The 25,293-nt window shown below is 45.9% G+C and carries 22 protein-coding genes, 1 pseudogene and 2 other annotated features; of the genes and pseudogenes, 20 read left to right on the top strand and 3 right to left on the bottom strand.

Going from position 1 to position 25,293, the window contains the following annotated elements; translation table 11 throughout:
- Positions 1–2: 2 nt before the first annotated feature.
- From KGF70_RS06530 to KGF70_RS06515, 4 genes are all read left to right on the top strand, one after another.
- On the top strand, positions 3–749 hold the full coding sequence (locus KGF70_RS06530) for a LamB/YcsF family protein (RefSeq protein ID WP_105919801.1): 747 nt from the start codon (positions 3–5) through the stop codon (positions 747–749).
- 58 nt (positions 750–807) lie between these two features.
- Positions 808–2,013, top strand: coding sequence for an NRAMP family divalent metal transporter (locus tag KGF70_RS06525; protein WP_105919800.1), 1,206 nt, complete (start codon positions 808–810; stop codon positions 2,011–2,013).
- Positions 2,014–2,314: 301 nt separating this feature from the next.
- Positions 2,315–2,605, top strand: coding sequence for an autorepressor SdpR family transcription factor (locus KGF70_RS06520; RefSeq protein ID WP_216767872.1), 291 nt, complete (start codon positions 2,315–2,317; stop codon positions 2,603–2,605).
- Complete coding sequence (locus KGF70_RS06515) at positions 2,592–3,218, top strand: DUF1648 domain-containing protein (RefSeq protein WP_050339375.1); 627 nt, start codon at positions 2,592–2,594, stop codon at positions 3,216–3,218. Before KGF70_RS06520 ends, KGF70_RS06515 begins: the two co-directional genes overlap by 14 nt.
- Positions 3,219–3,281: 63 nt before the next feature.
- Here the strand turns inward: KGF70_RS06515 and KGF70_RS06510 are convergent, their stop codons facing one another.
- Positions 3,282–3,746, bottom strand: coding sequence for a YueI family protein (locus KGF70_RS06510; RefSeq protein WP_216767873.1), 465 nt, complete (start codon positions 3,744–3,746; stop codon positions 3,282–3,284).
- 122 nt (positions 3,747–3,868) lie between these two features.
- Here KGF70_RS06510 and KGF70_RS06505 point away from each other — a divergent pair, with 122 nt between their 5' ends.
- Positions 3,869–4,501 (top strand): DUF1054 domain-containing protein, encoded by a 633-nt coding sequence (locus tag KGF70_RS06505; protein WP_253955608.1) that lies wholly within the window; start codon positions 3,869–3,871, stop codon positions 4,499–4,501.
- Between the two features lie 51 nt (positions 4,502–4,552).
- Here KGF70_RS06505 and rpsD read toward each other — a convergent pair whose 3' ends face one another.
- Both rpsD and KGF70_RS06495 read right to left on the bottom strand, forming a co-directional pair.
- A complete protein-coding gene (gene rpsD, locus KGF70_RS06500; RefSeq protein WP_216767875.1) occupies positions 4,553–5,161 on the bottom strand; it encodes a 30S ribosomal protein S4 in 609 nt (202 codons plus the stop codon).
- Positions 5,162–5,362: 201 nt separating this feature from the next.
- The gene (locus KGF70_RS06495; protein ID WP_021338328.1) at positions 5,363–5,824 is read right to left on the bottom strand and encodes a GAF domain-containing protein; all 462 of its coding nucleotides are present in this window, start codon (positions 5,822–5,824) and stop codon (positions 5,363–5,365) included.
- A gap of 170 nt (positions 5,825–5,994) precedes the next feature.
- Here KGF70_RS06495 and ezrA point away from each other — a divergent pair, with 170 nt between their 5' ends.
- The 15 genes and pseudogenes from ezrA (at position 5,995) to KGF70_RS06420 (ending at position 25,292) form a co-directional block, all read left to right on the top strand.
- Positions 5,995–7,716, top strand: coding sequence for a septation ring formation regulator EzrA (ezrA, locus tag KGF70_RS06490; RefSeq protein ID WP_216767876.1), 1,722 nt, complete (start codon positions 5,995–5,997; stop codon positions 7,714–7,716).
- A 270-nt stretch (positions 7,717–7,986) separates the two neighbouring features.
- Positions 7,987–9,141, top strand: coding sequence for a cysteine desulfurase family protein (locus KGF70_RS06485; RefSeq protein WP_216767877.1), 1,155 nt, complete (start codon positions 7,987–7,989; stop codon positions 9,139–9,141).
- A gap of 17 nt (positions 9,142–9,158) precedes the next feature.
- On the top strand, positions 9,159–10,376 hold the full coding sequence (thiI, locus tag KGF70_RS06480) for a tRNA uracil 4-sulfurtransferase ThiI (RefSeq protein WP_216767878.1): 1,218 nt from the start codon (positions 9,159–9,161) through the stop codon (positions 10,374–10,376).
- A 927-nt stretch (positions 10,377–11,303) separates the two neighbouring features.
- A complete protein-coding gene (locus KGF70_RS06475; protein ID WP_253954716.1) occupies positions 11,304–12,515 on the top strand; it encodes a glutamate--cysteine ligase in 1,212 nt (403 codons plus the stop codon).
- Between the two features lie 160 nt (positions 12,516–12,675).
- Positions 12,676–13,170 carry a thiol peroxidase gene (gene tpx / locus KGF70_RS06470; protein ID WP_050339365.1) on the top strand — a complete coding sequence of 165 codons (495 nt, stop codon included), beginning with the start codon at positions 12,676–12,678 and terminating at the stop codon, positions 13,168–13,170.
- Between the two features lie 37 nt (positions 13,171–13,207).
- Positions 13,208–13,441 (top strand) — a binding site (T-box leader).
- Between the two features lie 51 nt (positions 13,442–13,492).
- Entirely contained in the window at positions 13,493–16,162 is a 2,670-nt protein-coding gene (locus tag KGF70_RS06465; RefSeq protein ID WP_216767879.1) for a valine--tRNA ligase, read from the top strand.
- A gap of 141 nt (positions 16,163–16,303) precedes the next feature.
- A complete protein-coding gene (locus KGF70_RS06460; RefSeq protein ID WP_216767880.1) occupies positions 16,304–17,629 on the top strand; it encodes a folylpolyglutamate synthase/dihydrofolate synthase family protein in 1,326 nt (441 codons plus the stop codon).
- Between the two features lie 1,079 nt (positions 17,630–18,708).
- Positions 18,709–19,346, top strand: a pseudogene (locus tag KGF70_RS06455) (JAB domain-containing protein).
- Between the two features lie 221 nt (positions 19,347–19,567).
- Positions 19,568–20,572, top strand: coding sequence for a rod shape-determining protein (locus KGF70_RS06450; protein ID WP_003639183.1), 1,005 nt, complete (start codon positions 19,568–19,570; stop codon positions 20,570–20,572).
- A 70-nt stretch (positions 20,573–20,642) separates the two neighbouring features.
- Positions 20,643–21,488, top strand: a complete 846-nt coding sequence (gene mreC / locus KGF70_RS06445; protein ID WP_216767881.1) for a rod shape-determining protein MreC — start codon at positions 20,643–20,645, stop codon at positions 21,486–21,488.
- A 12-nt stretch (positions 21,489–21,500) separates the two neighbouring features.
- Positions 21,501–22,019, top strand: a complete 519-nt coding sequence (gene mreD, locus KGF70_RS06440; protein ID WP_003639181.1) for a rod shape-determining protein MreD — start codon at positions 21,501–21,503, stop codon at positions 22,017–22,019.
- Positions 22,020–22,040: 21 nt separating this feature from the next.
- Positions 22,041–22,709, top strand: coding sequence for a septum site-determining protein MinC (locus KGF70_RS06435; RefSeq protein WP_101873232.1), 669 nt, complete (start codon positions 22,041–22,043; stop codon positions 22,707–22,709).
- Entirely contained in the window at positions 22,709–23,515 is an 807-nt protein-coding gene (gene minD / locus KGF70_RS06430) for a septum site-determining protein MinD (RefSeq protein WP_003639179.1), read from the top strand. The genes KGF70_RS06435 and minD overlap by 1 nt, the downstream gene beginning before the upstream one ends.
- Positions 23,516–23,562: 47 nt before the next feature.
- Positions 23,563–23,793, top strand: a binding site (T-box leader).
- A 203-nt stretch (positions 23,794–23,996) separates the two neighbouring features.
- The gene (locus KGF70_RS06425) at positions 23,997–24,638 is read left to right on the top strand and encodes an amino acid ABC transporter permease (RefSeq protein WP_056952760.1); all 642 of its coding nucleotides are present in this window, start codon (positions 23,997–23,999) and stop codon (positions 24,636–24,638) included.
- Between the two features lie 12 nt (positions 24,639–24,650).
- A complete protein-coding gene (locus tag KGF70_RS06420) occupies positions 24,651–25,292 on the top strand; it encodes an amino acid ABC transporter ATP-binding protein (protein WP_050339358.1) in 642 nt (213 codons plus the stop codon).
- The last annotated feature ends 1 nt before the right edge of the window (position 25,293 follow it).

The following is a 25,293-nucleotide window of genomic DNA, read 5'->3' as shown; positions in this document are numbered from 1 at the left end:
AGATGAAAATTGATTTAAATTGTGATTTGGGTGAAAGCTTTGGGAGATACTCACTTGGGATGGATGAGCAGGTGTTAGCAGTGATTACATCAGCGAATATTGCTTGTGGTTTTCACGCGGGTGATCCTGAAGTCATGCAGAAAACCGTTGCATTGGCGCATAAAAATCAGGTTGCTATTGGCGCACATCCTGGTTTTCCTGATTTGGTTGGCTTTGGCCGCCGCAAAATGCAATTGACTCCAGCAGCGGTTGAAGCAGATATTGTTTATCAGCTTGGGGCATTGCAAGCGTTTTGTGGTGGTACGCCACTGCACCATGTTAAGCCACACGGTGCACTATACAATATGGCAGCCGATGATTTAACACTTGCAACGGCAATTTGTAATGGGATTGCAAGTGTTGACCCGAGTACTTGTTTGATTGGCTTAGCGAATAGTAATTTGATTAAAGCGGCTCGTCAGGTTGGTTTACCCTATGCTCAGGAGGTTTTTGCGGATAGACAATATTTGCCTAATGGCAGGCTAGTTCCCCGCAATCAACCCAACGCGATGATAGCAGACGAAGACATTGCCGTTCAAAGGGTGTTACGAATGGTTAAAGACCATGTTGTAACTGCAGTCGATGGTAGTGAGGTTTCAATCATACCCGATACGATTTGTGTACACGGGGACGGTCCTAAGGCGTTAGCATTTGTCAAACGAATTCACGCTGCATTAATTGAAAACCAGGTAGCAGTTACTGCATTCTGATTTGTGTAGACTAATATTGGTTCATCGAAGTGTGGGTTCTTGAAGGGATGGTAATGAGATGAAGAATGAGAAGGCGATTAGTAAGCGTTCAGCATTAAATGTCGCAATGGGCGCGGCTTTTATGATGGCGATGGCGGCAGTTGGACCAGGATTCCTGACCCAGACTGCGACTTTTACTGGAAAACTAGGTGCCAATTTTGGATTTGCCATCCTAATTTGTATTTTGGTAGATATTGTTGTCCAATTAAACATTTGGCGTATTATTATTGTTTCCGGAAAGCACGCTCAAGTATTGGCTAATGAAGTCGTTCCTGGACTTGGGTATCTGTTAACAGTCCTGATTGTGATTGGTGGGTTCTTTTTTAATATTGGTAATATTGGTGGTGCAGGTCTTGGGTTAAACGTTCTTTTTGGGATCTCTCCTGAGAATGGCGCCATTATTGCGGCGATTGTTGCAATTAGTCTTTTTTTAGTAAAGGATGCTCTACTGGTTGTAGATCGTACTGTTCAGGGACTGGCAGTTATCAAGATTTTGATATTAATCTATATTCTTGCTGTGACGACCGTACCGTATCAGAGTGCGGTACAACACACTTTCATACCTAGTAACATTGACTTTTATTCCATCGTCACGATTGTAGGTGGTACGGTTGGTGGTTACATCTCTTTTGCAGGTGGACATCGCTTATTGGAAGGCGGTGTACATGGTTCGCAGTATTTAAAGACAGTTAATGAAGGCGCACTGACCGGAATTGGTGTTGCATCAGTCATTCGCGTCATGCTATTTTTGGCAGGATTAGCGGTGGTTGTCAGCGGACATCAATTAGATGCCAGTAATCCGGCCGCGACAATCTTCAAAGTTGCGGCTGGTGAATTTGGGTATAAATTCTTTGGATTATTATTGTTAGCAGCAGGAATGACGTCAACACTTGGCTCGACATTCACATCGGTATCGTTTTTAGATTACCATACGGCAAGTGAAACGAATCCACGCTGGCGTCGTTGGCTAATTATCGGTTTTATAGCAGCTGCAACGATAATCTTTTATTTTATTGGTAATCCAGCAAAGGTCCTGGTCGTCGTTGGCGCGCTCAATGGATTAATCCTACCAATTGCACTGGCAATTTTATTGATTGCTGCAACGTCGCATCGAATTATGGGGCAAAGTTATCGTCATCCGGTCTGGTTGCTAATCAGTGGTTGGGTGGTCGTGATCTTTATGGCATTTGCGGGTATTCGAACGATCATGTCGATTCATATTTAAAGGATGTTAATCTAAGCTGGAATACGTGTAATCAACTGATTAGTACGAGTAGGCATTGGTACATTAAGACTAACCACCACTATCCCTCGGAAACTTACAACAAAAAATCGGTTTTTAAGCCCCAACTTAAAAACCGATTTTTTGCGTCGAAATGGTTGACCTAAACGTTGAAGCCAAGCATCAAAGCATCCAGGAAACCTGCTTCGAAATTCTTCTAAATACTCCCTTGTGTTTCAAACAACTCGCTGTTATAATCTATTTAGATATATATCTAAATAGGTAGTGAGAAGGTGGGGTTCAGATGGCATTGAATACAACGTTCAAGGCGATTGCTGACCCGGTGAGACGGCAAATTCTGGAGGAGTTGCGAAAGAATCGACAGTCGGCGGGCGAGATTGCCGCGCACTTTAACTTGAGCCAAGCGACGGTTTCGTATCACCTTAAATTATTGAGGTCCGCGGGTTTGGTTACCGTCACTAAAGAAAAAAATTATTTGTATTATGAGTTAAATGCGAGTGTGTTCGAAGAGATGTTGACGTGGCTGTATCGGTTCAGTGGCAAGCAGGGGGATGACAATAATGATGAAGCGTAGTGTGCAATTATGGTTGAGTTATATTGTGATTTTATTACCGATTTTGTATGGCGTGGCCAACTATCAAGCGTTACCAGTCCGAATGGCAATTCATTTCAACTTGGATAATCAGCCGAATGGCATGGCAAGTAAAGCGGTGGTCGTTTTTGGTTTGCCATTGTTAATGGTGGTTTTTCAACTGATCTGTGTGGGCGCCACACGATTGAATGCGACCCACAAAGGACCAGCGCCACGATTTGAGCGGATGATGATTTGGATCGTGCCCGTACTGTCTGGCGTGATTTATGCCACCACGATCAGCTACAATTTGGGTCATCGGATGGATATTTGGCGGATTGCCATCAGCCTGGTGGCGTTCATCTTCATGGCAATTGGCAACTATTTGCCGACGATTAGCGCTAATCAGTACGCACAGGTGCGGCGTGGCACCCGGCCGATTCATCCGATGGTTTGGCGGCGCGTGCGGTATTGGTTAGGTTACACCTTAGTTGGTGGCGGGATATTGTTATTATTAAGCGTCATGACCACGCAGGTGATTGCGATCATCGTCATGGTCGTCGTTATCTTGGCGTTATTTGCAATGAGTTTGTATAGTGCGTTAGCGCATAGTTAGCGCATGAAAAAAGCCCGGACGACTTCAAGTTTAAAGTCGTCCGGGCTTTTGTTATCTGAATGCTTATAATAATTTTTTGAATTTATCTAACAACCCAGCTGGCTTGTTATCATCTTCGTCAGTCGACATGCCTTGTGCTGGATAGCGATGGGCAATATCAATATCGTCTTGGTTGATAGCCGTTGCCGCGGTGAACACCAGGGCGTAATTGTCATCAGCGGTGCGATAAATATCATCTGTTTTGATGGTGAATTTGATATTGGCGTGACTCGCAGCCTTGATGTAGGGCCCAATCAAGTCCTGTTCCAGATTGCCATTGATGAATAGTTGGTTATCGGGATGGGCCGCAAAAGCCTGGGTCAGTGCATCGACGTAGTCTGCCTGCTTAATTTGCGCCACGGTCACTGCGACTTCGACGCGTTCACGAAATGTCCCAAGGTACTTTCGTTGTTCGTCGGGATGCAGCTTTGGCGTCCCGTGGATGGCAGTTTCGATTCGATCGACCGGTTGTTTGTCTGTTTCAGCCATTGTCTAACATCCTTTCCTAGATAGTAATTATCATTGTAGCATGTTCCCGTCAGAATAGCGAAGAGAAGGGGGTGGCGTTCGGATTGGTGGTGCGGTATGGTTAGTGTAAACGACTGATGGAGATGAGTCTCGTGTTTACGAATCAAGATTTTGAAATCTTTAATGACCCAACACTGGCTGGACGGATGCAGCTGATCAAAACGGTGATCGACCCGAAGTTTGAGCAACTGGCACCGCTGATTATTGACCACTTACAACAGCCAAACGGTGCGCTATTTTATGCCCATGTTGCCAAACATCTGCGGCGCCACAAGAATCCGCCGGTAGATACGTGGGTGGCTTTTAGTCAAAATAAGCGGAGTTATAAGGCCTGGCCGCATTTTGAACTCGGTTTGTGGCCCGACCGGCTCTTTATCTATTTTGATATTTTGGACGAATGTAAGCCTAGTGTTCAGGCTAAAATGGCGATTAAAGATTTAACGCCCAAGCTCATGGCGTTGCCCGCTGGTTATGTCATCAGTAATAATCACGGTGAAGCCAAGACAATGCCCGCCACTCCGGCCAATATTACGGCAGCAATTCAGAAATTTGATCAGTATAAACATAGTGAACTGGTCGTGGGGCGGTCGGTCCAAGTGGGAGACCCGTTGTTTGATAATCCGACTGAACTAACGGCGACGATTTTGACAACGTTTGAGCAGTTACTCCCAATTTATGAGCAAGTGATGACTGCCATCAATTCCAAGAAACAGTAAATTGAGTACAAAAAAACCGCCGCAACCGCGACGGTTTTTAATAACCGGAAATTAAAGCTTGTTGTAGTATTCAACGATTAATGATTCGTCGATATCTGCTTCAAGTTCTTCACGTTCTGGTAAACGAGTTAATGAGCCTTCAAGCTTATCAGCATCGAATTGAACGAAGTTAGGACGTGCAACCACGGCTTCAACGGCGCCAGTGATAACAGCCAACTTCTTGGACTTTTCACGAACTGAGACAACTTGGCCAACACTAACTTCGTATGAAGGGATGTCAACGCGCTTGCCATCAACAGTGATGTGACCATGGTTTACTAATTGACGTGCTTGACGACGAGTCGTTGCCAAACCTAAACGGTAAACCATGTTATCCAAACGACGTTCGAGTAAGATCATGAAGTTAACACCATGCTTACCTTCGTGAATCTTACCAGCTTTGATGAATAAGTTAGCGAATTGACGTTCAGTTAAACCGTACATCATCCGTAACTTTTGCTTTTCACGTAATTGAGTACCGTATTCTGAAAGCTTACCACGACGACCTTGGCCATGATCACCAGGTGCGTAAGGGCGGCGAGCTAATTCTTTACCAGTACCTGAAAGGGACATTCCCAAACGACGGGAAATCTTCCAACTTGGACCTGTATAACGAGACATAAAATGTTTCCTCCAATAATTTTAGTTGGAGTAAAATAATCCGATGTAAGTTCGATATTCGTTCAGATTGGACTGCAGGGTTCACCATTGCAGCCGCAGGTTACTAACTGACCAAAATATTGGCACCAATCTGTTGACGAGCTTACCCACTTACTGCTGCATTATTTTACACAAAGAGTAGCATAACACGTTTAGTAATGGTTAGTCAATGTGCGTCGTTAAAATTGCAACGAATTCAGTCAATTCAGCCTCATCTTCGGCACTAAAACGGTCTAAGGATGGGGAATCAACGTCGAGGACGCCAATTTGGTGACCGTCTTTGGTGATTGGAACGACGATTTCAGAATTGCTGGCACTATCGCAGGCAATGTGGCCTGGAAATTGATGAACGTCCGCGATCCGTTGGTTAGTTTGCGTTTCAAAGGCCGTACCAACGACCCCTGCACCGACTTTGATGTGCATGCAGGCAACTTTGCCTTGAAAGGGACCGAGGTCGAGCTCGCCAGTCTCATCATTAAATAAGTAGAAGCCGGCCCAGTTCAAGTCGTCATACGTACTGTTGAGGAGGGCGCTAGCGTTGGCTAGGTTCGCGACCAAGTTCGTTTCTTGAAAAAGTAACGCGTCGAGCTGTTGGTTCATAAGTGATGTTTCGGTGGTAGCCATGTGAAAATCCTCCTTGAATGTTAACAAATTGTTACTGTCCGTTAGTTACGTCTATGTTATAATTTAAGATAGATTTTAATTGGATTTTCAGAAAAAAGCAAGGCTGCGGTTCTCAGCAGGGTGAGGCGCAACGCAATTAAAACGGAATAATTAATGTAAGGGGTATTCGTATGCAAGTAGCAATCGGCATTGTGGTGGTTGCGATTGTCATCTACGCGGCGGTCAAGGGCTTTCAATATTATATTGACAAGCAAGTCCGCCAACTGACGGAGCGCCAACAAGCGTTAGTGAAACAATCACAGACCACGGATTTCGAAAAAATTGAACAACTCGGACTAACGGGCGGCTCGTTAGAAAAGTTGGAAGCGTTGCAGAGTGCTGATCAAGAAGTGGAAAACGACCAGTTGCCCGCAGTAAGCGATAAATTGGCGACAATTACCACCGAGGCGCGCGGCATCAAGTTCTTAGACGCCCAACAAAATTTAAAAAAAGTCGCGGCACTGTTGGATCAAATCGAACAGCGGCAGGCCGAAATTCGTGACGGGCTACAAGCCTTAGATGACGCCGATGCGGCCCACCGTCAAGCGGTTGCGAGTTTAGAGAAAAAATATCAAAACTTGCGGAAGACGTTGTTGTCGCAAAACTTCTCGTTTGGCCCGAGTATCGACAAACTTGAAGATCAGCTCGCCAACTTGGAAAGTGACTTCGATCATTTTTCTGAATTGGCGAAGGCTGGCGATCACGATGCGGCTGAAAAGGTCCTAGACCAGTTACATCATGATACCGGTGCCCTTGAAATGGATATTGACCGGATTCCACCGATTTATAAAGACTTAGTGAGTGGCTTTCCTGATCAATTAGCTGAACTAGCGAGTGGTTATCAACAATTGACCGCCCAACATTTTCACTTTGAAGTGGATTCAATCGAACCTGAGATTCAGGGACTCAAACAAGCCATCGATGATAACACCGCGTTACTGGGCGACTTGAAAGTCACCGATGCGGAAAATGGCAATCATGCCATTGAGAAGCGTATCGACCATTTGTACGATGTGATGCAGGCAGAAATCGACGCTAAAGCCATCGTTGACCAACGCCAAGAAGAGATCAGCAAGTTCTTGACGCACGCGATGAATCAAAATCACCGCTTACAAGTCGAATTGGACCGGTTGGCACAAAGTTATACACTCAATAACAATGAAGTTGAACGGACGCGTGAATTAAACGAGCAATTGAAGAATATTCAGGCGGTTTATCAAGCCGATACGACTGCGATTACGAGTAAGCAAGCGGTCTTCAGTGAGATTGCAGCTCACTTTGAGGAGCAGGACAAACAACTCACCGGCATTGAAGAGGAACAAGTGGCAATTAACCAAGGTGTTGCCAACTTGACTGCGGAGGAATCTAAGGCCCATGAGACCTTGCAACGGTTTGATTTTGAAATCCATGCGGTCAAACGCCAAGTGGAAAATCTGAATCTGCCAGGTTTACCTAAGGATTATCTGGATTACTTCAAGGTCGTTTCTAAGGAAATCGAGCGCTTAGACCATGATATCAATAAACTTGTGATTAACATGGATGATATTACGAAGCAACTCATCGTGATTCAGGCCGATATGGCCACTTTAAAAGAGAAGACTGATGATTTGACGGATGCCGCGGTGATTGCCGAACAACTCTTGCAATATGCTAATCGTTATAAAAACAGTCATGAAGATGTTCAAGAAGCGAGTGTTGAAGCACAACGGTTGTTCAACGAAGCCCATGACTACGCACGGAGCTTGGAAGTTATTGCGACGGCGGTCGATAAGGTCGATCCTGGCTCTTACAAACGGATTGAGGACAGCTACTATGCTAATAAGCAGGCGGCTAGTTCAGATGCTGATGCTTAGTTAGCGCCAATCAAGAAGATAAATGCCAACCAGTTGGTGGTGATTGTGATGAACGCAACCACGGCCAGCTGGTTTTTGATTGGCGTCAAAAAATGCCCGACAATTGCAGGATGATTGCTTGTGAGCTTCAGCGATACTGCTGCTAGCGTCGATTAATCGCGTTTTTGAAACAAAAAATCTTGTTTCAGTCCTAATTTTTGGTATAATTGCAAAGAATTCTTATCGAAAGTAAGTGCAAGGCACACTTTCTTGGAAAGAGAAGGCGTAGTAATGATTTATTTTGACAATAGTGCGACGACGCAAGCTGCTCCCGCCGTACTAGATACTTATACGAAGGTCTCTCAGAAAATCTGGGGGAATCCTTCTAGTTTGCATAACTTTGGTGAAACAGCCTTTCATTTATTGGAACAATCGCGCCAACAGATTGCCGATTTACTCGGCGTTCAGGCGCACGAAATCTTCTTCACGTCAGGTGGGACGGAAGGTGATAATTGGGTGCTCAAGGGGACGGCGATTGAGAAACGTGCCTTTGGGAAACACCTGATTACCACGGCGGTCGAACATCCGGCTATCCACAATTCGATGGAACAGTTGAAAGAACTGGGGTATGAAGTGACGTACTTACCCGTGGACCAAGAAGGCCGTATTAACGTGGCTGATTTGAAAGCGGCGATTCGTCCGGACACCATTCTGGTTTCCACGATGGCCGTCAACAATGAGATTGGTACGATTCAACCACTACTTGAAGTGGCTAATTTGTTAAAACAATATCCAAAGATTCACTTCCACATTGATGCGGTTCAAGGCATCGGCAAGGGCATTCAGAACATGATCATGAATGACCGGGTCGATTTTGTGACGTTCTCAGGCCATAAGTTTCATGCGACCCGGGGCGTGGGCTTTATTTATGCGCGGAATGGGCGCAAATTAGCACCGCTCATGAATGGTGGCGGTCAAGAAAGTAACTGGCGTTCGGGGACTGAAAACTTGCCCGCAATCGCTGGAATGGCGAAGGCCCTACGTCTATTATTGACGGGTGAGGACGAAAAGGTCACTCGCGAACGTGCCATCAAACAGCGAATCTACGACCACATCAAGACGTTCCCGAAAGTCACGATTTTTAGCCAACCGACTGATGGATTTGCACCACATATCCTGTGCTTCACGATCAATGGGGTGCGGGGCGAAACCATCGTCCACGCGTTTGAAGATCAGGGCATCTATATTTCGACGACTAGTGCTTGTTCGTCTAAGAAACACATGGCGTCAAGTACGTTGATGGCGATGCACGTGCAAGAAAATATTGCCACGAGTGCCGTCCGGGTCAGTCTTGATGAAAATAATACGTTGGCAGAAGCCGACCAGTTTATCAAAGTTTTTGATCAGCTTTATCAAAAATTCTCTAAAATCAATGCAGATGCATAACGGAAAGGAACTTGTTCATGCAGTACACTGAAATTATGGTACGTTACGGCGAGTTATCGACCAAGGGTAAGAACCGGCGGAACTTTATCGATAGCTTGGGCCGCAACGTCCGCAACGCGTTGCACGATTTCCCAACGCTCAAAGTTCATGCGAACCGTGACCGGATGCACATCATGTTAAATGATGAAGATGCTGCACCTGTCATGGATCGTTTGAAGTTAGTGTTCGGGATTCAAAACTTTTCACCAAGTATTCGAGTGGATACGGATATGGATGCGGTCTACGCGACGGCGATCGAAATGATCAAAGCCCAGTATCAACCGGGAATGACGTTTAAAATCAACACCCGTCGTTCTGACCACCACTTCGAATACGACACGAACCAGATCAACGACATGTTGGGTGGTCAAATTCTTGACCACGTCGACGGGATTCAAGTTAAGATGAAGAATCCAGATATCGTCCTGCGTGTCGAAGTCCGGTTGAATGGGATTTTCTTGTCATCCGAAACGATTCAAGGCGCCGGTGGTTTACCAGTAGGAACTGCTGGTAAGGGGATGCTGATGTTATCTGGTGGTATCGACTCACCAGTTGCCGGTTATCTCGGGATGAAACGCGGCGTTGACATGGAGATGGTGCACTTCTTTAGTCCGCCATACACGAGTGAACAAGCGCTCGCCAAGGCCAAACAATTAGCCTCGACGCTTGCCAGTTACTCTGGTCGCGTCAAGTTTATCCAGATTCCATTCACTGAGATTCAAGAGGAAATCAAGGAAAAGGTTCCAGAAGGCTACTTGATGACCGTGCAACGGCGCTTGATGATGCGGTTGATGGACGCAGTGACGCGTCAACGGCATGGCAAGGCGATTTTCAATGGTGAATCACTTGGGCAAGTCGCCTCACAAACCATGGATAGCATGATTGCTATCAATGATGTGACGACTTTACCCGTTTTACGGCCAGTGATTTCGATGGATAAGACGGAAATTATCAAGATTGCTGAAGACATTGACACCTATGATTTATCAATCATGCCATTTGAAGATTGCTGTACGATCTTTGCGCCACCAGCACCGAAGACCCATCCGAAGTTAGATCGTTCACGTGCTTACGAAGAACGCATCGACGTTGATGGTTTAATGGAACGTGCTTTGGCGGGAATTAAGATGACCGAGGTCAAACCCGGTGAAAACTACCTTAATGCTCAAGAAGACGTTTTTGCGGAACTACTTTAATTTTTATTTAAAAACGAGTGCCTAGCTAAATTGGGTGCTCGTTTTTTTGTTGCTTAGATAAAATAAGTCATCCGCATTGTGCTAGTTAATTCGTCATGAAGCATGATTAAATCATGCCGGTTGGGATTGCTGTTCGTCAGCCGATGCGCATCCGATTCCGACTGTAGGGGCTGGCTGACAAGAAGAACTTCGCCCTTGAGCATTGTCAGCCAGCCCCTACAGTCGGTAACCCGCTCGAATGGCGGATGAACGACCACCTAACTTGGTGCAATTGACCACTGAATACTAGGAGACTGGTCCTTCAGGCAAAGCTTAATCGGTGTCGATGATGACTGATGGCATTTAATTACTAAGAAGATTGCCTGAATATGATTCACTCATTTTAATACTATTAATTTTGATGATGACTAATCTTAAATTTAACCGATAAATTACCTTTGTTATTGAAGATTTTGCAATCTCAAACGACTTGAGAAAATCCTGACAAGTTCAGTGAGGATGTTTGTCAGATACCTTATCGCATGGGCAAAAGAGTTTATCTATTGTTAGAACCGGTCTGACAGTTGAATATCAAATTGGCCCTATAGCGTAGAAGCAAAGACTAATCTAACCAAAAGTTGGGTCCGCACATGTCTGCCTTTCGAATGCCTGAAAGCCGGTGTAGGAAGCATCCGCTACAGCAAGTTTACGGTAACTCGCACTGTTTCCAGCGGGTCTCAGCTGGCGGCTCTTGAGCTTAAAAAATGGCATGATTTAATCATCTATAATGCTAGAGAATAACAAGCACAAAATGTCAGTAATATATCAATATTGTTGAATTAATGTGTTAGCTGACCTAAAATAATGGTCATCATTTATGAACCGATGGCCTAGGTATGCTAGGATAGCGTTAGAAATGGGGCGGTGGGCATGGATTAGCAACAGTTATTGAAATTAAATTCAGTAGCAATTAATTCGAATATGCTCCAAGTCGGCCTCGAGCGTGAAGGCCAGCGGATCGTTGAAACTGGTCAATTGGCGCAAACGGATTTAGCGCCCGCTTTGATTGGAAAATTATCTGGGCTGCAGCGGGACTTCGCTGAAACTCAGGTCGAATTAGTAACCCCAGTTTGTCCCAATGCTGAAGCTGCTGGTAGGGCGTTGACTGGATTAACGCGCCAGGTTCGCCAGGGAATCGCGCCTGAACTGATCTGGCCCTTGAGTGTCCCACCAACCTTGCCTGAGGACGAAGCGCTGATTCCAATTGCGAAGTTGGACAGCGCGGCGGTTGCGTATCGTGAGGGTCTGGCGCAACGATACGGCCGGCGCCGGCAAATGCTGTCTGGTCTGCATTGCAATATCAGCTTAAATCCGGACCTGCTGACCGCATTATTTCAGACGCAGACAGAAATAACCGACCAGGTCAGTTTTCGGAATCAATGTTACTTGCATATCGCGCAAAATTATTTGCATTATCGGTGGATATTAACTTATTTATATGGCTGTACGCCACACGTTTGGCCAAATTCGGGGTTTCATGAGAGCCACCGGTTAGTATGCAGTCTGCGCAATGGTCCTGAAGGCTACGTGAATCGGCCTGGCCTGCATGTTTCCTATGCGTCACTGACACAGTATTGTGATAGTTTGCAGACGGCAGTCGCGCGGGAGCAGTTAAGTGCGGTCAAAGAGTATTATGGACAAGTGCGGTTGCGTGGTGGTCGTGACTTATCGACCTTGCGCCAAACGGGCATTCAGTATTTAGAGTTACGCCAGTTGGATTTGAATCCGTGGTCGATCATCGGTGTGACCAATGAACAACTTCAAGTGGTGACGTGGTTTACCGCATTGATGTTGTGGTTGCCAAATCCCACTGACCCGGACGCGTGGATTGACGCGGGTCAGCACGCTAACCAGCACGTGGCGTTAGAAGTGCCGGCTGCGAGGACCCAATATTTTGAAACGGGGATGCGGTTGGCTGCGACGTTACGTGAGCTTGGGCAAAGCTTACATCAGTCGGCAGCAGAAGACGTGGCAACGTTGATTGCAGCCAGACTGTGTGCGCCAGAATCGACTTTGGCTGCGCGTTGGTGTCACGAAACGCAGGGGTCAGTCACGCAAGCCACCCAATTGGCACTGCACCTTGCCGCACGTCGGATTTAACGCACTATCTTGTTGCAAATAATCCCGACCAGGAGGCTAAAAATAAATTAACGATTGATGAGGCTAAAGTTTGCGAAGCACCTGAAATTGCGGTAAATTTAAGCTATACTAGTTTCAAGGCATACATTGTCAATCATTAGTTATCGAAGGGGTGTTTTTCGTGCAAGTATTATTTCATGATCAAGCATTAGACCTAGTCGGTGAGCCACTAGAAGATGGCGATCAATTACCAAAGTTCAAAGTATTTACGACGCATGATAAGAAGATCAAGACCAAAGACTTACTTGGTAAGCCAGTCCTATTGAGTGTCATGCCCGATATTGATACGCGCGTTTGTTCGATTCAAACTAAGAAGTTCAATCAACAAGCCGATAAGTACCCCCACGTTCAGTTCGTCGCGATTTCCAACAACTCAGTAGCGGATCAAGCTGGCTGGTGTGCTAAGGAAGGCGTGAAAAATCTGACGGTGGCTTCTGATGAGGAGCTTTCCTTTGGGTATGCAACGAATCTTTATCTGCCCAATAATGGGACGTTGACACGCGCCATTTATGTAGCGGATGCGGACGGCAAGATCGTTTATCACGAAATCGTGCCCAATGTCAGTCATGAACCAAACTATGTGGCTGCACTGGAAGCTTTAAAACAATTCGAATAAAGATTGACGATAACCAGGAAATTCATTACAATAGTGACAACTAGCAATGAGCAAGAGAGTAGTGCTGAATGACGTCTTTAGAGAGAACGTGAGTAGTGGAACACGTTTGGCGTTTCAGCACGAAGGTAGCTTGCGAGCTGTTATTCTGAACGTTTAAGTAGGAATAGCCGGACGGGATACACCGTTCGTTAACAACGATGTTTAAGCTGTAAAGCAGTTACTTGTGATTGCTTTAAAATTAGGTGGTACCGCGAATCCATTCGTCCTAACTCAATTGGGATGAGTGGATTTTTTTGTACCCAAATGGAAAGGATGTGCCCCAATGTCAGAAGAACCAACTACTGATATGCCAACTAAGTATGATCCGACCGCCGTTGAAGCGGGCCGTTATCAGACTTGGCTAGACCAAGATTTATTCAAGCCATCGGGCGATAAGAAAGCTAAACCGTATTCAATCGTGATTCCGCCGCCAAATGTTACTGGTAAGTTGCATTTAGGCCATGCTTGGGATACGACCTTACAAGATATTATTATTCGTCAGAAACGGATGCAGGGCTTCGATACGCTGTGGTTACCAGGAATGGACCATGCCGGGATTGCCACCCAGGCAAAGGTTGAAGCCAAACTTCGTGAACAAGGCGTTAGTCGTTATGACCTCGGACGGGAGAAGTTTATTCAACAAGTCTGGGATTGGAAAGACGAATATGCGTCAATCATCAAGCAACAATGGGCCAAGATGGGGCTGTCATTAGATTATTCACGTGAACGGTTCACGATGGATGATGGCTTGTCAGACGCAGTTAAGAAAGTCTTCGTTGACTTATACAACAAGGGCTTGATTTACCGTGGCGAATACATCATCAACTGGGATCCGCAAGCACGGACCGCGTTATCTGACATTGAAGTGATTCATAAAGATGACCAGGGTGCCTTCTACCACGTCAAGTACCCATTTGCGGACAAGGATTACACGTTCAATGGTAAGCATTACATTGAAATTGCAACGACTCGTCCTGAAACCATGATGGGTGATACGGCCGTAGCGGTCAATCCAAGTGATGAACGTTATAAGGAATTAGTTGGCAAAAAGGTCATCTTGCCATTAGCCGACCGTGAAATTCCGATTATTGCGGATGCTTACGTTGACCCTGAATTTGGGACTGGGATGGTTAAAATCACGCCAGCCCACGACCCAAATGACTTCAAAGTCGGAAACCGGCATGACTTGAAGCGCATCAACACGATGAACGAAGATGCTACGATGAACGCCAACGCTGGTAAGTACGAAGGTATGGACCGCTTTGAAGCTCGTAAAGCGATGGTCAAAGATTTGGAAGACCAAGATTTGATGCTTAAGATCGATCCAATCGTGCATAGTGTTGGGCATTCTGAACGGACTGATGTTCAAGTTGAAGCCCGTTTATCAACGCAGTGGTTTGTTAAGATGAAGCCACTTGCCGAACAAGCTCTGAAGAATCAGACTGGCGACGATGCTGTCAACTTTATTCCTAAGCGCTTTGAAGATGCCTTTAAGCAGTGGATGGAAAATATTCACGACTGGGTTATCTCGCGGCAACTCTGGTGGGGCCACCGGATTCCAGCTTGGTATAACAAGACGACTGATGAAACTTATGTCGGGGTTGATGCACCCAAGGATCCCGAAAATTGGGAACAAGACCCTGATGTTTTGGACACCTGGTTCTCCAGTGCCCTCTGGCCATTTTCAACGATGGGTTGGCCAGATACGGATGCGGAAGATTTCAAGCGTTATTTCCCGACTAACACTTTGGTTACCGGTTATGATATTTTGCCATTCTGGGTATCACGAATGATTTTCCAAAGCCTTGAATTTACGGGGCGTCGACCATTCAAGAATGTGTTATTGCATGGCTTAATTCGTGATGAGCACGGTGTTAAGATGAGTAAATCACTTGGCAATGGGATCGACCCAATGGATGTCATTCAAAAGTATGGCGCCGATGCCTTACGGTGGTTCCTATCAAACGGTTCAACGGCTGGACAAGATGTCCGGTTCAGTTACACCAAGATGGACGCTGCTTGGAACTTCATCAATAAGATCTGGAACGCCAGCCGCTACGTTATCATGAACTTGGGCGCGATGGACAAACCGGTCTTACCAGCTGCCAGTGAATGGACGTTGGCTGACAAGTGGATTTTGAGCCGTTTGAATGCCACGGTTAAACAAGTGACGACGACCTTTGACAAGTTTGACTTCGGTGAAGCCGGTCGCGCGCTCTATAACTTTATCTGGAACGACTTCTGTGACTGGTATATCGAAATGAGTAAGGAAGTGCTGACCGGGGATGACGAACAAGCTAAAGCCAACACGCAAAATGTGTTAGCCTACGTGCTCGACCAAATCTTACGGTTACTCCACCCAATCATGCCATTCGTTACAGAGAAAATCTGGTTGTCGATGCCACATGAAGGCCAATCATTAGTCGTTGCGCAATATCCGGTGGACCATCCAGAATTTGACGATGCGGACGCTGAAAGTGATATGGCTTCATTGATCGAATTGATTACGGCTGTTCGGAGTATCCGGGCTGAAGCAAATGCAAAGATGTCGTCAGCGGTCGACTTGTTGATCAAGACGGATAACGCCCGGCTACAGTCAGTCTTCAAGACTAATGAAGATTACATTCAACGGTTTGCACATCCAAAGACCTTGTCAATTGGCGCTGATGTGGTTGCACCGAAGTTAGCCATGACTCAAGTGATCAGTGATGCGGAAGTCTATATCCCACTTGCTGAATTGGTTGATCTGAATGAAGAAATCAAGAAGCTAGAAAAAGAACAGGCGAAGTTTGAGAGCGAAGTCGCACGTGCCACTAAGAAACTCGGTAACGAACGCTTTGTGGCCAACGCGCCTGAAGACGTGGTTAATAGTGAAAAAGAAAAATTAGCTGATAACCAAACTAAATTGGCTGCTTTGAAGCAACGGTTAGTCGACATTAAAGCGCAAGCTTAGTTAGTCGTATGACTCAGTTTATCGCTGAGTTAATTGGTAAAATGGTAATCGTCCCAGTTGTTCGGGAGGGTTACCATTTTATTTTAAATGAACGGGTAGAAACGATGTCAGTAGGTGGCATCTTAGGGAGGAAAGGCAAAAATGATTGAGACTTATTCGGATGCGTTAGCCTTTATTCACGGCCGAACGAAATTTAAAAAGGCGCCGACATTGCAACGGATGCGTCAATTTTTACATGAACTTGGAGACCCACAATTACAAGTCCATGGGATTCACGTTGCGGGGACCAATGGCAAAGGCTCAACGGTTGCCAATTTACGGGAACTGTTTATGGCTGATGGACTGACAGTCGGGACGTTTACGTCACCGTTCATCACGCGTTTCAATGAGCGCATCAGTGTCGATGGCACGCCAATCAACGATACTGACTTGGTGGAACTGGTTCAACAGGTGCAACCGGTAGTCGCCAAGCTGGATGCAACCCTGGATAGCGGTGGACCGACGGAGTTTGAAATCATAACGGCCATGATGTTCTTATACTTCGCCGCCCAACCAATTGACATTGCCATCATCGAGGTGGGCCTGGGTGGTTTATATGACTCAACCAATGTCTGGACACCTGCTGTCAGTGTGATTACGACGATTGGCTACGACCATATGCAGATCCTAGGTGATACGCTGACGGCGATTGCGACCCAAAAAGCGGGAATTATCAAACCACAAATCCCTGTCGTTGTGGGCAAACTACCAGCTGAAGCGCAGGATGTCATGGTTCAAACGGCGGCAGACCAGCAAGCACCGCTACGGACGCTGGATGTTGATTTCACGACTAAGTTATTAGCGCCTCAGGGTTGGCAGGAGCGGTTCAACTTTGATGGTTTAGATGAACATTTTAAAGATTTGACGACCCCGTTGCTCGGCGATTATCAAGTCGATAACGCAGCGGTCGCGCTGGCGGCTTACCTCACTTATCACCAACAGACGCAAGTCCCTGTTAGTGCGAGTGATGTTAAAAAGGCGCTGGCTGGAACTCAGTGGCCGGGTCGCTTTGAACGGTTAAATGCGGACCCACTGATCATGATTGACGGTGCACACAACGAGCCCGCAATCACCGAACTGGCGGCGACTTTACGTGAACGTTTTGGACAGCAAACGGTGTATGTGATTTTTGCCGTTTTAGCAGATAAACAGCATCAACAGATGATTCAAACGTTGGGCGCTTTACCCAACGTCCACTTGTTGTTAACGCAATTTGCAGGTCCCAACGCCAAGCGGCAAGCGACTGATCCCAGCACATTAGCCGCTGAGATGCCTAGCGGTCATTCAGCAGCCGTCTTTGACAACTGGCAAGCCGCACTAATGCAGGCGTTGCAAGAAATGTCGAGTGACGACGTGTTATTGCTGACTGGCTCGCTCTACTTCATCAGCGACGTCCGCGCTTATTTCAAACAGGCGGATGCAGATTAACCACACAACTAATCAGCGCACCAAGCTTAAATTTTTAGCTTGGTGCGCTGATTTTTTTAAGCTGTTAACGGCATGAAAAATCATTGAAACGTGCTGAAGTTCAAGGGCAGCCAGCTGAGACCCGCTGGAAAAAGTGCGACTCAGCGTAAACTTGCTGTTGTGGCGACGTCCTAGGCCGGCTTCCAGGCATTCTGGTCAATGGCCGGAACGTGGTGGACACAGATTTAAGCCGACAAACCACGTCTTAAATACTGGTCTTTCACTAACCAAGCCAAAAACGCTTGCTAAGTGAAATTTCACCACTGGGCCTTGCCCAGAATGCCTTCCAGCCTGGGATGGTACTCGAAAGGCAGACATTTGTGGACCCAACTTTTTGTTGGATTAGTCGTTGATTCTTAGCCCACAGATATTTTGATATTCCACTGTCAGACTAGTTTCGAATGATAGCTAAGCTTCCTAACCCATGTTTTAACTTTTCAAATCAGCAGTTTCACTGAATTTGTCAGAACTTTCCTTAGTCGTTTGAGATAGTAAAGTCTCAAATTATAAACGAAGGTAATTTATCGACCAAATTCAAGATTAATGTCCGTTGAATTTAGTCGATAAAATTCAACTGATTTTTCAGTGATTAAGCGTGATAAAACATTATTGAGGCCAATTAAAAGTTTGCTTGAAGGACCAGTCACTTAATATTCAGAGGTCAATTGTACCCAGATTGGTGGCCGTTCATCTGCCATTCGAGTGGCTTCCCGACTGGCGGGGCCGGCTGACAATGCTCAATAGCCAAATTATTCTTAGTCGGAAGTGGGTTGCTTCCGGCTTAGAATAAGACTCGTATTTGAAATTGCACAGTGGTTTTCTGTGTGAGTTCAAATCGACGTCGGCTATGTTCCAGCAATTGTCAGCCGGCCCCAGAAGTCGACGTAGGATGAGCATGTGCAGACGGACAGACATCCGACAATGTGGCACGTTTCAATGATAAATAATGTTACTCAAAAAAACTTTTTCAAAAAAACTTCAATAAAAATAATGGAGACTCGTCGTGCTTGCGTATCTACTAATTAGAAAGGGTGTTTTTGATGACGATATTAGAAGAGGCATACGTACCAGTGACCCAAGCGCATGAGTTAGTTCAGCAGTATTTTGCGACGTATTTACCAGCGGAGGAGGTCGATCACGCTGTCTGGATGTTTGAACGGTCGTATCCATTAGAGGAAGCGACGGATTGGTTACACGAATCGTCTAAGGATCCAGTGTGGAACCGCCTGATAATCGGATTACGATGTGGGCAGTTATTGCCACGTCCGGCGCGTCGATTGTTAGACCAGGTGTATGGCAGTGAACAGTTAGCGCGGACGTTGTTGGAAGATTATGCGCATCTTGAGCAGGAACAGCTGCAACTCTTGTGCCTGGATACCAAAAACAGCGTATTGCGGCGTGAAGTTGTTTTTCAGGGGACGATCAATAGTTGTCCCGCACAGCCACGTGAAATCATTAAGCTGGCGTTGATGACGGTGACGGCGAGAATTGTCATTGTTCACAATCATCCCAGTGGTGACGTCACACCATCCACTAAGGATATTGAATTTACCAAGCGGCCCAATTGGCTTGTGAATTGATGGGAATGCCGTTGTTGGATAGTTTTATTGTCGGTGTAAACGATTACTATAGTTTTGCGGAACAGGGCTTAATAAATTGTAATACGGATTCGCAATAGAATGTGGTAAAATAACGGGGTTAGGACCGATTGTTCATCGGCCTGATCGCGTTTTTTGTTAAATTTTATCTAAGTTAAATAGTGAAGCTGTATTTTTTATTGATTTACGGTATGCTAGGTTTCAGGCAGTGCTTTTTCAATGCAGTGCGACTATGCTATAATACTTACTATTATGACTAAAATAAAAAATTAAATTTGTTAATGATGAAGGGATGAATATAGTGTTCGGATTTGGGACAAAAAATATCGGGATCGATCTCGGTACTGCCAACACAATTGTGTACGTTGACGGCAAGGGCATCGTATTACGGGAACCATCCGTAGTTGCGAAGAACACGAAGACTGGTGAAATTGTATCAGTTGGTTCAGAAGCACGGGATATGATTGGGAGAACGCCAGCAAGTATTGTGGCGATTCGACCAATGAAGGACGGGGTCATCGCAGACTACGATACGACGGTTGCGATGATGAAGTACTTTATTCAAAAGACGTTAGGCCGCTCAAATGGGAAGCCTTACGTGATGGTTTGTGTACCTAGTGGTGTCACAGAAGTTGAAAAGCGGGCCGTTATCGACGCAACTCGAGTAGCCGGTGCGCGTGACGCGTACGTTATCGAAGAACCATTTGCCGCTGCGATTGGTGCCGGTTTGCCAGTAATGGACCCAACTGGTAGCATGGTCGTTGATATTGGTGGTGGGACGACCGACGTGGCTACGATTTCGTTAGGTGGGATCGTGTCAAGCCGTTCAATTCGAATGGCCGGTGATAAGATTGATGATTCAATCATTTATCATGTTCGTCAGAAGTTTAACTTGCTAATCGGTGAACGGACTGCAGAACAACTCAAAATTGATTGTGGTTCAGCTTCCTTAGAAGCAGCTGAAGAAATCGAAGGCTCAACCATTCGGGGTCGGGATCTGTTATCTGGATTACCAAAGACGGTTGAAATTTCGTCAGTAGACGTTTCCGAAGCGATTCAAGAAGTCGTTTCTGAAATTATTTCTGCTATCAAAGAAACACTTGAAGAAACTTCCCCAGAAATTGCCTCAGACGTAATTGACCACGGGATTGTTTTGACCGGTGGTGGTGCTTTATTGAAGAATCTTTCTGAAGTGATTGCAGATGAAACCAAAGTTCCAGTATTCATCGCAAACGAACCGCTCGACTGCGTTGCCGTTGGGACGGGTGAATCACTCAAGAGCATCGACGTTATGAAAAAGCGATAACAGGTGAGCGGGAAGACGTCTTCCCGCTTATTTATTGTTAACTCATTGAATTTTCGACCGGGGGTTCATTATGCAAAAGTTTTTTTCTAACCGTAAACTGGTAATTGCAATTGTTATCTTCATTATTAGTTTCGGCTTGATGAGTGTCTCAGTGGCCATTCGTGATAAAAAATCAACACCACCATTGATTCAACAATTTGGAAATGACGTGGCGGGTGCGGTTGACCGGGTGATTGCCTGGCCGGTTAATGGTTTACAAAGCGCGACCAACTCAGTTTCTGACTTGTTGAACACCTATCAAGAAAATCAAAAATTAAAGAAACAAGTTGACCAATTGGCCCAAGCCAAGGTCAGTGCGCAAACGACGCGTGCCGAAAACAAACAGTTACGCAAGGAGCTCAAACTGAACGACTCGCTATCTGATTACACAACGGTGACGGCTAACGTTTTGACCCGGACACCTTCTTCATGGATGAACCAATTGGTAATTTCCAAAGGTGCGACGGCCGGCCTTAAGAAGAACATGCCCGTCATGTCACAATCTGGCTTGATTGGCCGGGTGGTTGAAGTCAATCAGACCAATTCGAAGGTTGAGTTGATTTCTAATACGAGTTCTTCCGCCAATAAATTTGCCATTCAAATTACCAATAGTGCTGGTAAGACCGTCAATGGGATTATTTCAGGCTATGATAAGAGTAGCAACTTGCTAGAGATGGGCTCCGTGACCTCAAACGTTAAGATCAAGAAGGGCGATAAGGTCGTCACGAGTGGTCTGGGTGGTAATACGCCAAAAGGCCTGTACGTTGGTAAGGTTTCCAAGGTCAAGCAGGATGATTATGGGCTGGCTTCCGAAGTTGAAATTACGCCCGCAGCTGACTTGAGTGACTTAACGGTCGTGACGGTCGCTGAACAATAGGGAGGTGCAACGGTGAGTTTCTCAAGATTAAGAGTCATTTTTCCAATCGGGTTATTTGTTGCACTCTTTTTAGACGGCTCGCTCTCGAATGTCTTTGCTGGGCATTTGTTCAGCTATCCCTATGCCAGTGTGCTACATCTGACCTTACTGTGGTTGGTCTTCGCCGTCTTCTTGGATGATCACGACGCGTTACCAGTCGGCATCTGGGCAACCTTTGTCGGGTTGGTCTTTGACTGGTATTATACCGGGGTCTTCGGCGTCTACATGGTGGGCTTACCGTTGATCGTGTATTTATGCCGACAGATCAAACCTTGGTTGGATTTGAATTTTTTGACATTACTGATGATTTATATTATCAATTTAACGATTTTAGAAGCATTTACGTACATTTGGTACACGATGGGGCACGTCATCTCAAGTAGTTTGGCGGACTTTGCCGTGTACACGCTAGGACCAACGATTGCGGTCAACCTAGCAATCTTTGTGATTTTATATTATCCAATGCGTCGGTTATATCTGAGTGTTATTTAGTCGGCAGAAAGGAATTCTAACATGCAGCAGAGTGTGGTTTTAAAGGCCAGCAATGATGGCTATGAATTAATTTTGCGTCAAGCAGCCAGTTTTGACGATATTATGGTTGACTTGAAAGTCTTACTCGACCGCTTGCAGGCTGATAACACCAGTGATGAGCAGATCTCGTTTGATTTAGATACAGCAAGTCGGCTGTTAACGGCTGACCAGAGTCAAAAAGTCACGCAGTTGATTCAGCAGTATCCGTTGTTCAGTATTCATAAGCTCACGGCGGACGTGATTTTGACCGCTGATGCGCTCGCGATGATTGAACGCGATACGGTTCACTTAGTTAATCAGATTATTCGTAACGGTCAAGTCGTTGAAATTACGGGGGACGTGCTGTTCTTCGGTAAGATTCATGAGGGCGGGGTGCTCCGAGCCACTGGGAGTATCTTTGTGATGGGTGAGATTCACGGTGCTCTAGAAGCCGGCTATCCCGACCACAACGACGCGGTCATCGTGAGTCCATTGGCGACGGTACCGCGGGTGCGAGTGGGCGAATTGTTAGAATTAGTTGACCTCGAAAAAGTCGTTGAGGGGACCAATGTGGTTTATATCAACGACATTCAAGCGTTAGACTATCAGCCACTTAATCAATTAAAACGGGTACGACCGAAGCTATTTACACGAAATGGAGGACGGATTTGATGGGAAAAGCAATTGTCATCACCTCTGGTAAGGGTGGCGTTGGTAAGACGACCACGACGGCCAATTTAGGGACGGCCCTTGCATTAATGGGCAAGAAAGTTTGCTTAGTTGATTTAGATATTGGGTTGCGTAACTTGGACGTGATTCTTGGTCTCGACAACCGAATCCTCTATGACATTGTGGATGTGGTCGCGGGCCGGGCACAATTACGGCAAGCGCTAGTTAAGGACAAGCGGTTTGATGACCTCTTATTCCTGTTACCCGCAGCGCAAAATGCGGATAAGGATTCCTTGAATCCAGACCAGGTACGGGCCATCGTGGATGAGTTGAAACCTGATTTTGACTACGTTCTGTTAGATTGTCCAGCCGGAATTGAACAAGGCTTCATGAATGCGATTGCGGGTGCTGATGCGGCAATTATTGTCTCAACGCCAGAAATCTCAGCCATTCGCGATGCCGACCGGGTCGTTGGTTTACTAGAACAATATCCGTTAGCTGAAGCGCCCAAGCTAGTCATTAACCGGATTCGGACGCGCATGATGCAAGATGGCGAGACGATGGATATTGATGAAATTACCCATCACTTGTCGATTGATCTATTAGGAATCGTGTTTGATGATGATGCCGTCATTCGAACTTCTAACAATGGGGAACCCATCGTCTTGGATCCTAAGAATCCAGCGTCGCAGGGTTACCGGAACATTGCGCGTCGAATCGAAGGCGAGACGGTGCCATTGATGAATTTGGAGACCCCTAAAGCGGGTGTTTGGTCACGAATTGCCGGAATTTTTCATCGCAACAAGTAAAAAAGGCTTGACGGTTGATTAATTTTCAATTAGTATGGATTCAACATTAAAAAACAGGGAACAGAAGAGTAGTTGTGAGCATCTTGTTCAGCGAGTTATCGATGATGGGAAGATAACCAAGACTTATGACGAACCACATCTGTGAGTTGGACGACTGAAGTAAGTAGGTCGTTCCGGTTGGCCTCGTTAGCGGCGGAGTTTAGTGATAAACTCGTTGAGGTTAGTTGTGTGAGCAATTAACGAATATGAGGTGGAACCGCGATTAAATCGTCCTCTTAGGTATGTTGACCTAAGGACGATTTTTTTATTATCACGAAACTCCCTGAGGTAATAACTGTGAGGTTATTACGAACTGAGGTGGAACCACGGATGACCGTCCTCTTGAGCATTAGGCTTGAGTGGACGGTTTTTTTAGTCCCTCAAATCATGACGATCAATAGACAAAATGACTTGTGACCTGTAAATTTGGGAGGGAAAGCACATGCACTATATTTTAGAAATATTGCCATCATTATTATCTGGTGCCGTTATGACACTCAAAATCTTTATTTGGACCTTGATTGGGTCGTTACCATTAGGGTTAGTCGTCGGGCTCGGCATGATGACCAACTTCAAGCCACTGCAATGGTTATTACACTTGTACGTTTGGCTGATGCGGGGCACGCCATTATTGCTTCAATTAATCTTCGTCTTCTACGGACTGCCACTGATTGGAATCGTCTTTCCACGGTACTACGCGGCGCTCTTTGCCTTCATCTTGAACTACGGCGCCTACTTTGCGGAAATCTTCCGTGGTGGCTTACAATCGATCGATAACGGTCAATATGAGAGTGCACGAGTGCTACGGTTGAGCTACTGGCAAACGATTCGGAAGATCGTAGTGCCACAAGTGATCAAAATCGTCTTACCATCAGTCGGAAATGAAGTCATTAACTTGATCAAGGATTCATCCTTAGTTTACGTCATCGGATTGGGCGACTTATTGCGTGCCGGCAACGTTGCCACTTCACGCGATGTGACGTTGATTCCATTGGTACTTGTGGGGGTCATCTACTTAGCCCTAACGGCGGTCACGACCTTTATCCTCGGACGCGTCGAAAAACACTACAGTTACTGGAAATAGGGAGGTCATCATATGTTAGAACTCAAAAATATTACCAAAAGTTTTGGCAGCCGTACCATCATCAAGGATTTGAACTTAACCGTTAAGGACGGCGAGATTCTGAGTATCGTTGGCCCATCTGGCGCTGGGAAGACCACGTTGCTACGCTGCATTACCGGACTTGAAAAAGTCAACGCTGGCGAGTTTCTGGTTGACGGACAACCGTTTGACCCATACACAAATCGCAGTAATGACAGTGTGATTGGGGTCGTGTTCCAAAACTTTGAACTGTTCCCCAATTTGACCGTGATGCAAAATATCACGTTAGCGCCAACGATGGTCTTGAAACAATCTACCGATGAAGCCACGAAACAAGCCCAGACGCTATTAGACCGCTTGAACTTAGGTGACCACGCCGACCAGTATCCGTTCCAATTATCTGGTGGTCAAAAGCAACGGGTCGCAATCGCACGGGCACTGGCAATGCGGCCTAATGTGCTCTGCTACGATGAACCGACCTCAGCGCTAGATCCGAATTTGCGTCAAGAAGTTGAAAAGTTGATTTTGGGATTAAAGGCGGATGGCATGACCCAAATCGTCGTGACCCATGATTTGACCTTCGCTGAAAATATTGCGGATGAAATGTTCCACGTTGAACCGAATAAACAACAGTAGG

The organism is Lactiplantibacillus sp. 7.2.4 (assembly GCF_018991185.1).
In the GTDB taxonomy this organism is placed as follows: Bacteria; Bacillota; Bacilli; order Lactobacillales; family Lactobacillaceae; genus Lactiplantibacillus; species Lactiplantibacillus pentosus.
This window is presented reverse-complemented; position numbering and strand designations above follow the sequence as displayed.

What these genes read in the sequence shown, in the direction of transcription:
- KGF70_RS06530 (WP_105919801.1), top strand. Translation starts at nt 3, where the DNA reads ATGAAAATTGATTTAAATTGTGATTTGGGTGAAAGCTTTGGGAGATAC.
- KGF70_RS06525 (WP_105919800.1), top strand. Translation starts at nt 808, where the DNA reads ATGAAGAATGAGAAGGCGATTAGTAAGCGTTCAGCATTAAATGTCGCA.
- KGF70_RS06520 (WP_216767872.1), top strand. Translation starts at nt 2,315, where the DNA reads ATGGCATTGAATACAACGTTCAAGGCGATTGCTGACCCGGTGAGACGG.
- KGF70_RS06515 (WP_050339375.1), top strand. Translation starts at nt 2,592, where the DNA reads ATGATGAAGCGTAGTGTGCAATTATGGTTGAGTTATATTGTGATTTTA.
- KGF70_RS06510 (WP_216767873.1), bottom strand. Translation starts at nt 3,746, where the DNA reads ATGGCTGAAACAGACAAACAACCGGTCGATCGAATCGAAACTGCCATC.
- KGF70_RS06505 (WP_253955608.1), top strand. Translation starts at nt 3,869, where the DNA reads ATGAGTCTCGTGTTTACGAATCAAGATTTTGAAATCTTTAATGACCCA.
- rpsD (WP_216767875.1), bottom strand. Translation starts at nt 5,161, where the DNA reads ATGTCTCGTTATACAGGTCCAAGTTGGAAGATTTCCCGTCGTTTGGGA.
- KGF70_RS06495 (WP_021338328.1), bottom strand. Translation starts at nt 5,824, where the DNA reads ATGGCTACCACCGAAACATCACTTATGAACCAACAGCTCGACGCGTTA.
- ezrA (WP_216767876.1), top strand. Translation starts at nt 5,995, where the DNA reads ATGCAAGTAGCAATCGGCATTGTGGTGGTTGCGATTGTCATCTACGCG.
- KGF70_RS06485 (WP_216767877.1), top strand. Translation starts at nt 7,987, where the DNA reads ATGATTTATTTTGACAATAGTGCGACGACGCAAGCTGCTCCCGCCGTA.
- thiI (WP_216767878.1), top strand. Translation starts at nt 9,159, where the DNA reads ATGCAGTACACTGAAATTATGGTACGTTACGGCGAGTTATCGACCAAG.
- KGF70_RS06465 (WP_216767879.1), top strand. Translation starts at nt 13,493, where the DNA reads ATGTCAGAAGAACCAACTACTGATATGCCAACTAAGTATGATCCGACC.
- KGF70_RS06460 (WP_216767880.1), top strand. Translation starts at nt 16,304, where the DNA reads ATGATTGAGACTTATTCGGATGCGTTAGCCTTTATTCACGGCCGAACG.
- mreC (WP_216767881.1), top strand. Translation starts at nt 20,643, where the DNA reads ATGCAAAAGTTTTTTTCTAACCGTAAACTGGTAATTGCAATTGTTATC.
- KGF70_RS06435 (WP_101873232.1), top strand. Translation starts at nt 22,041, where the DNA reads ATGCAGCAGAGTGTGGTTTTAAAGGCCAGCAATGATGGCTATGAATTA.
- minD (WP_003639179.1), top strand. Translation starts at nt 22,709, where the DNA reads ATGGGAAAAGCAATTGTCATCACCTCTGGTAAGGGTGGCGTTGGTAAG.
- KGF70_RS06425 (WP_056952760.1), top strand. Translation starts at nt 23,997, where the DNA reads ATGCACTATATTTTAGAAATATTGCCATCATTATTATCTGGTGCCGTT.
- KGF70_RS06420 (WP_050339358.1), top strand. Translation starts at nt 24,651, where the DNA reads ATGTTAGAACTCAAAAATATTACCAAAAGTTTTGGCAGCCGTACCATC.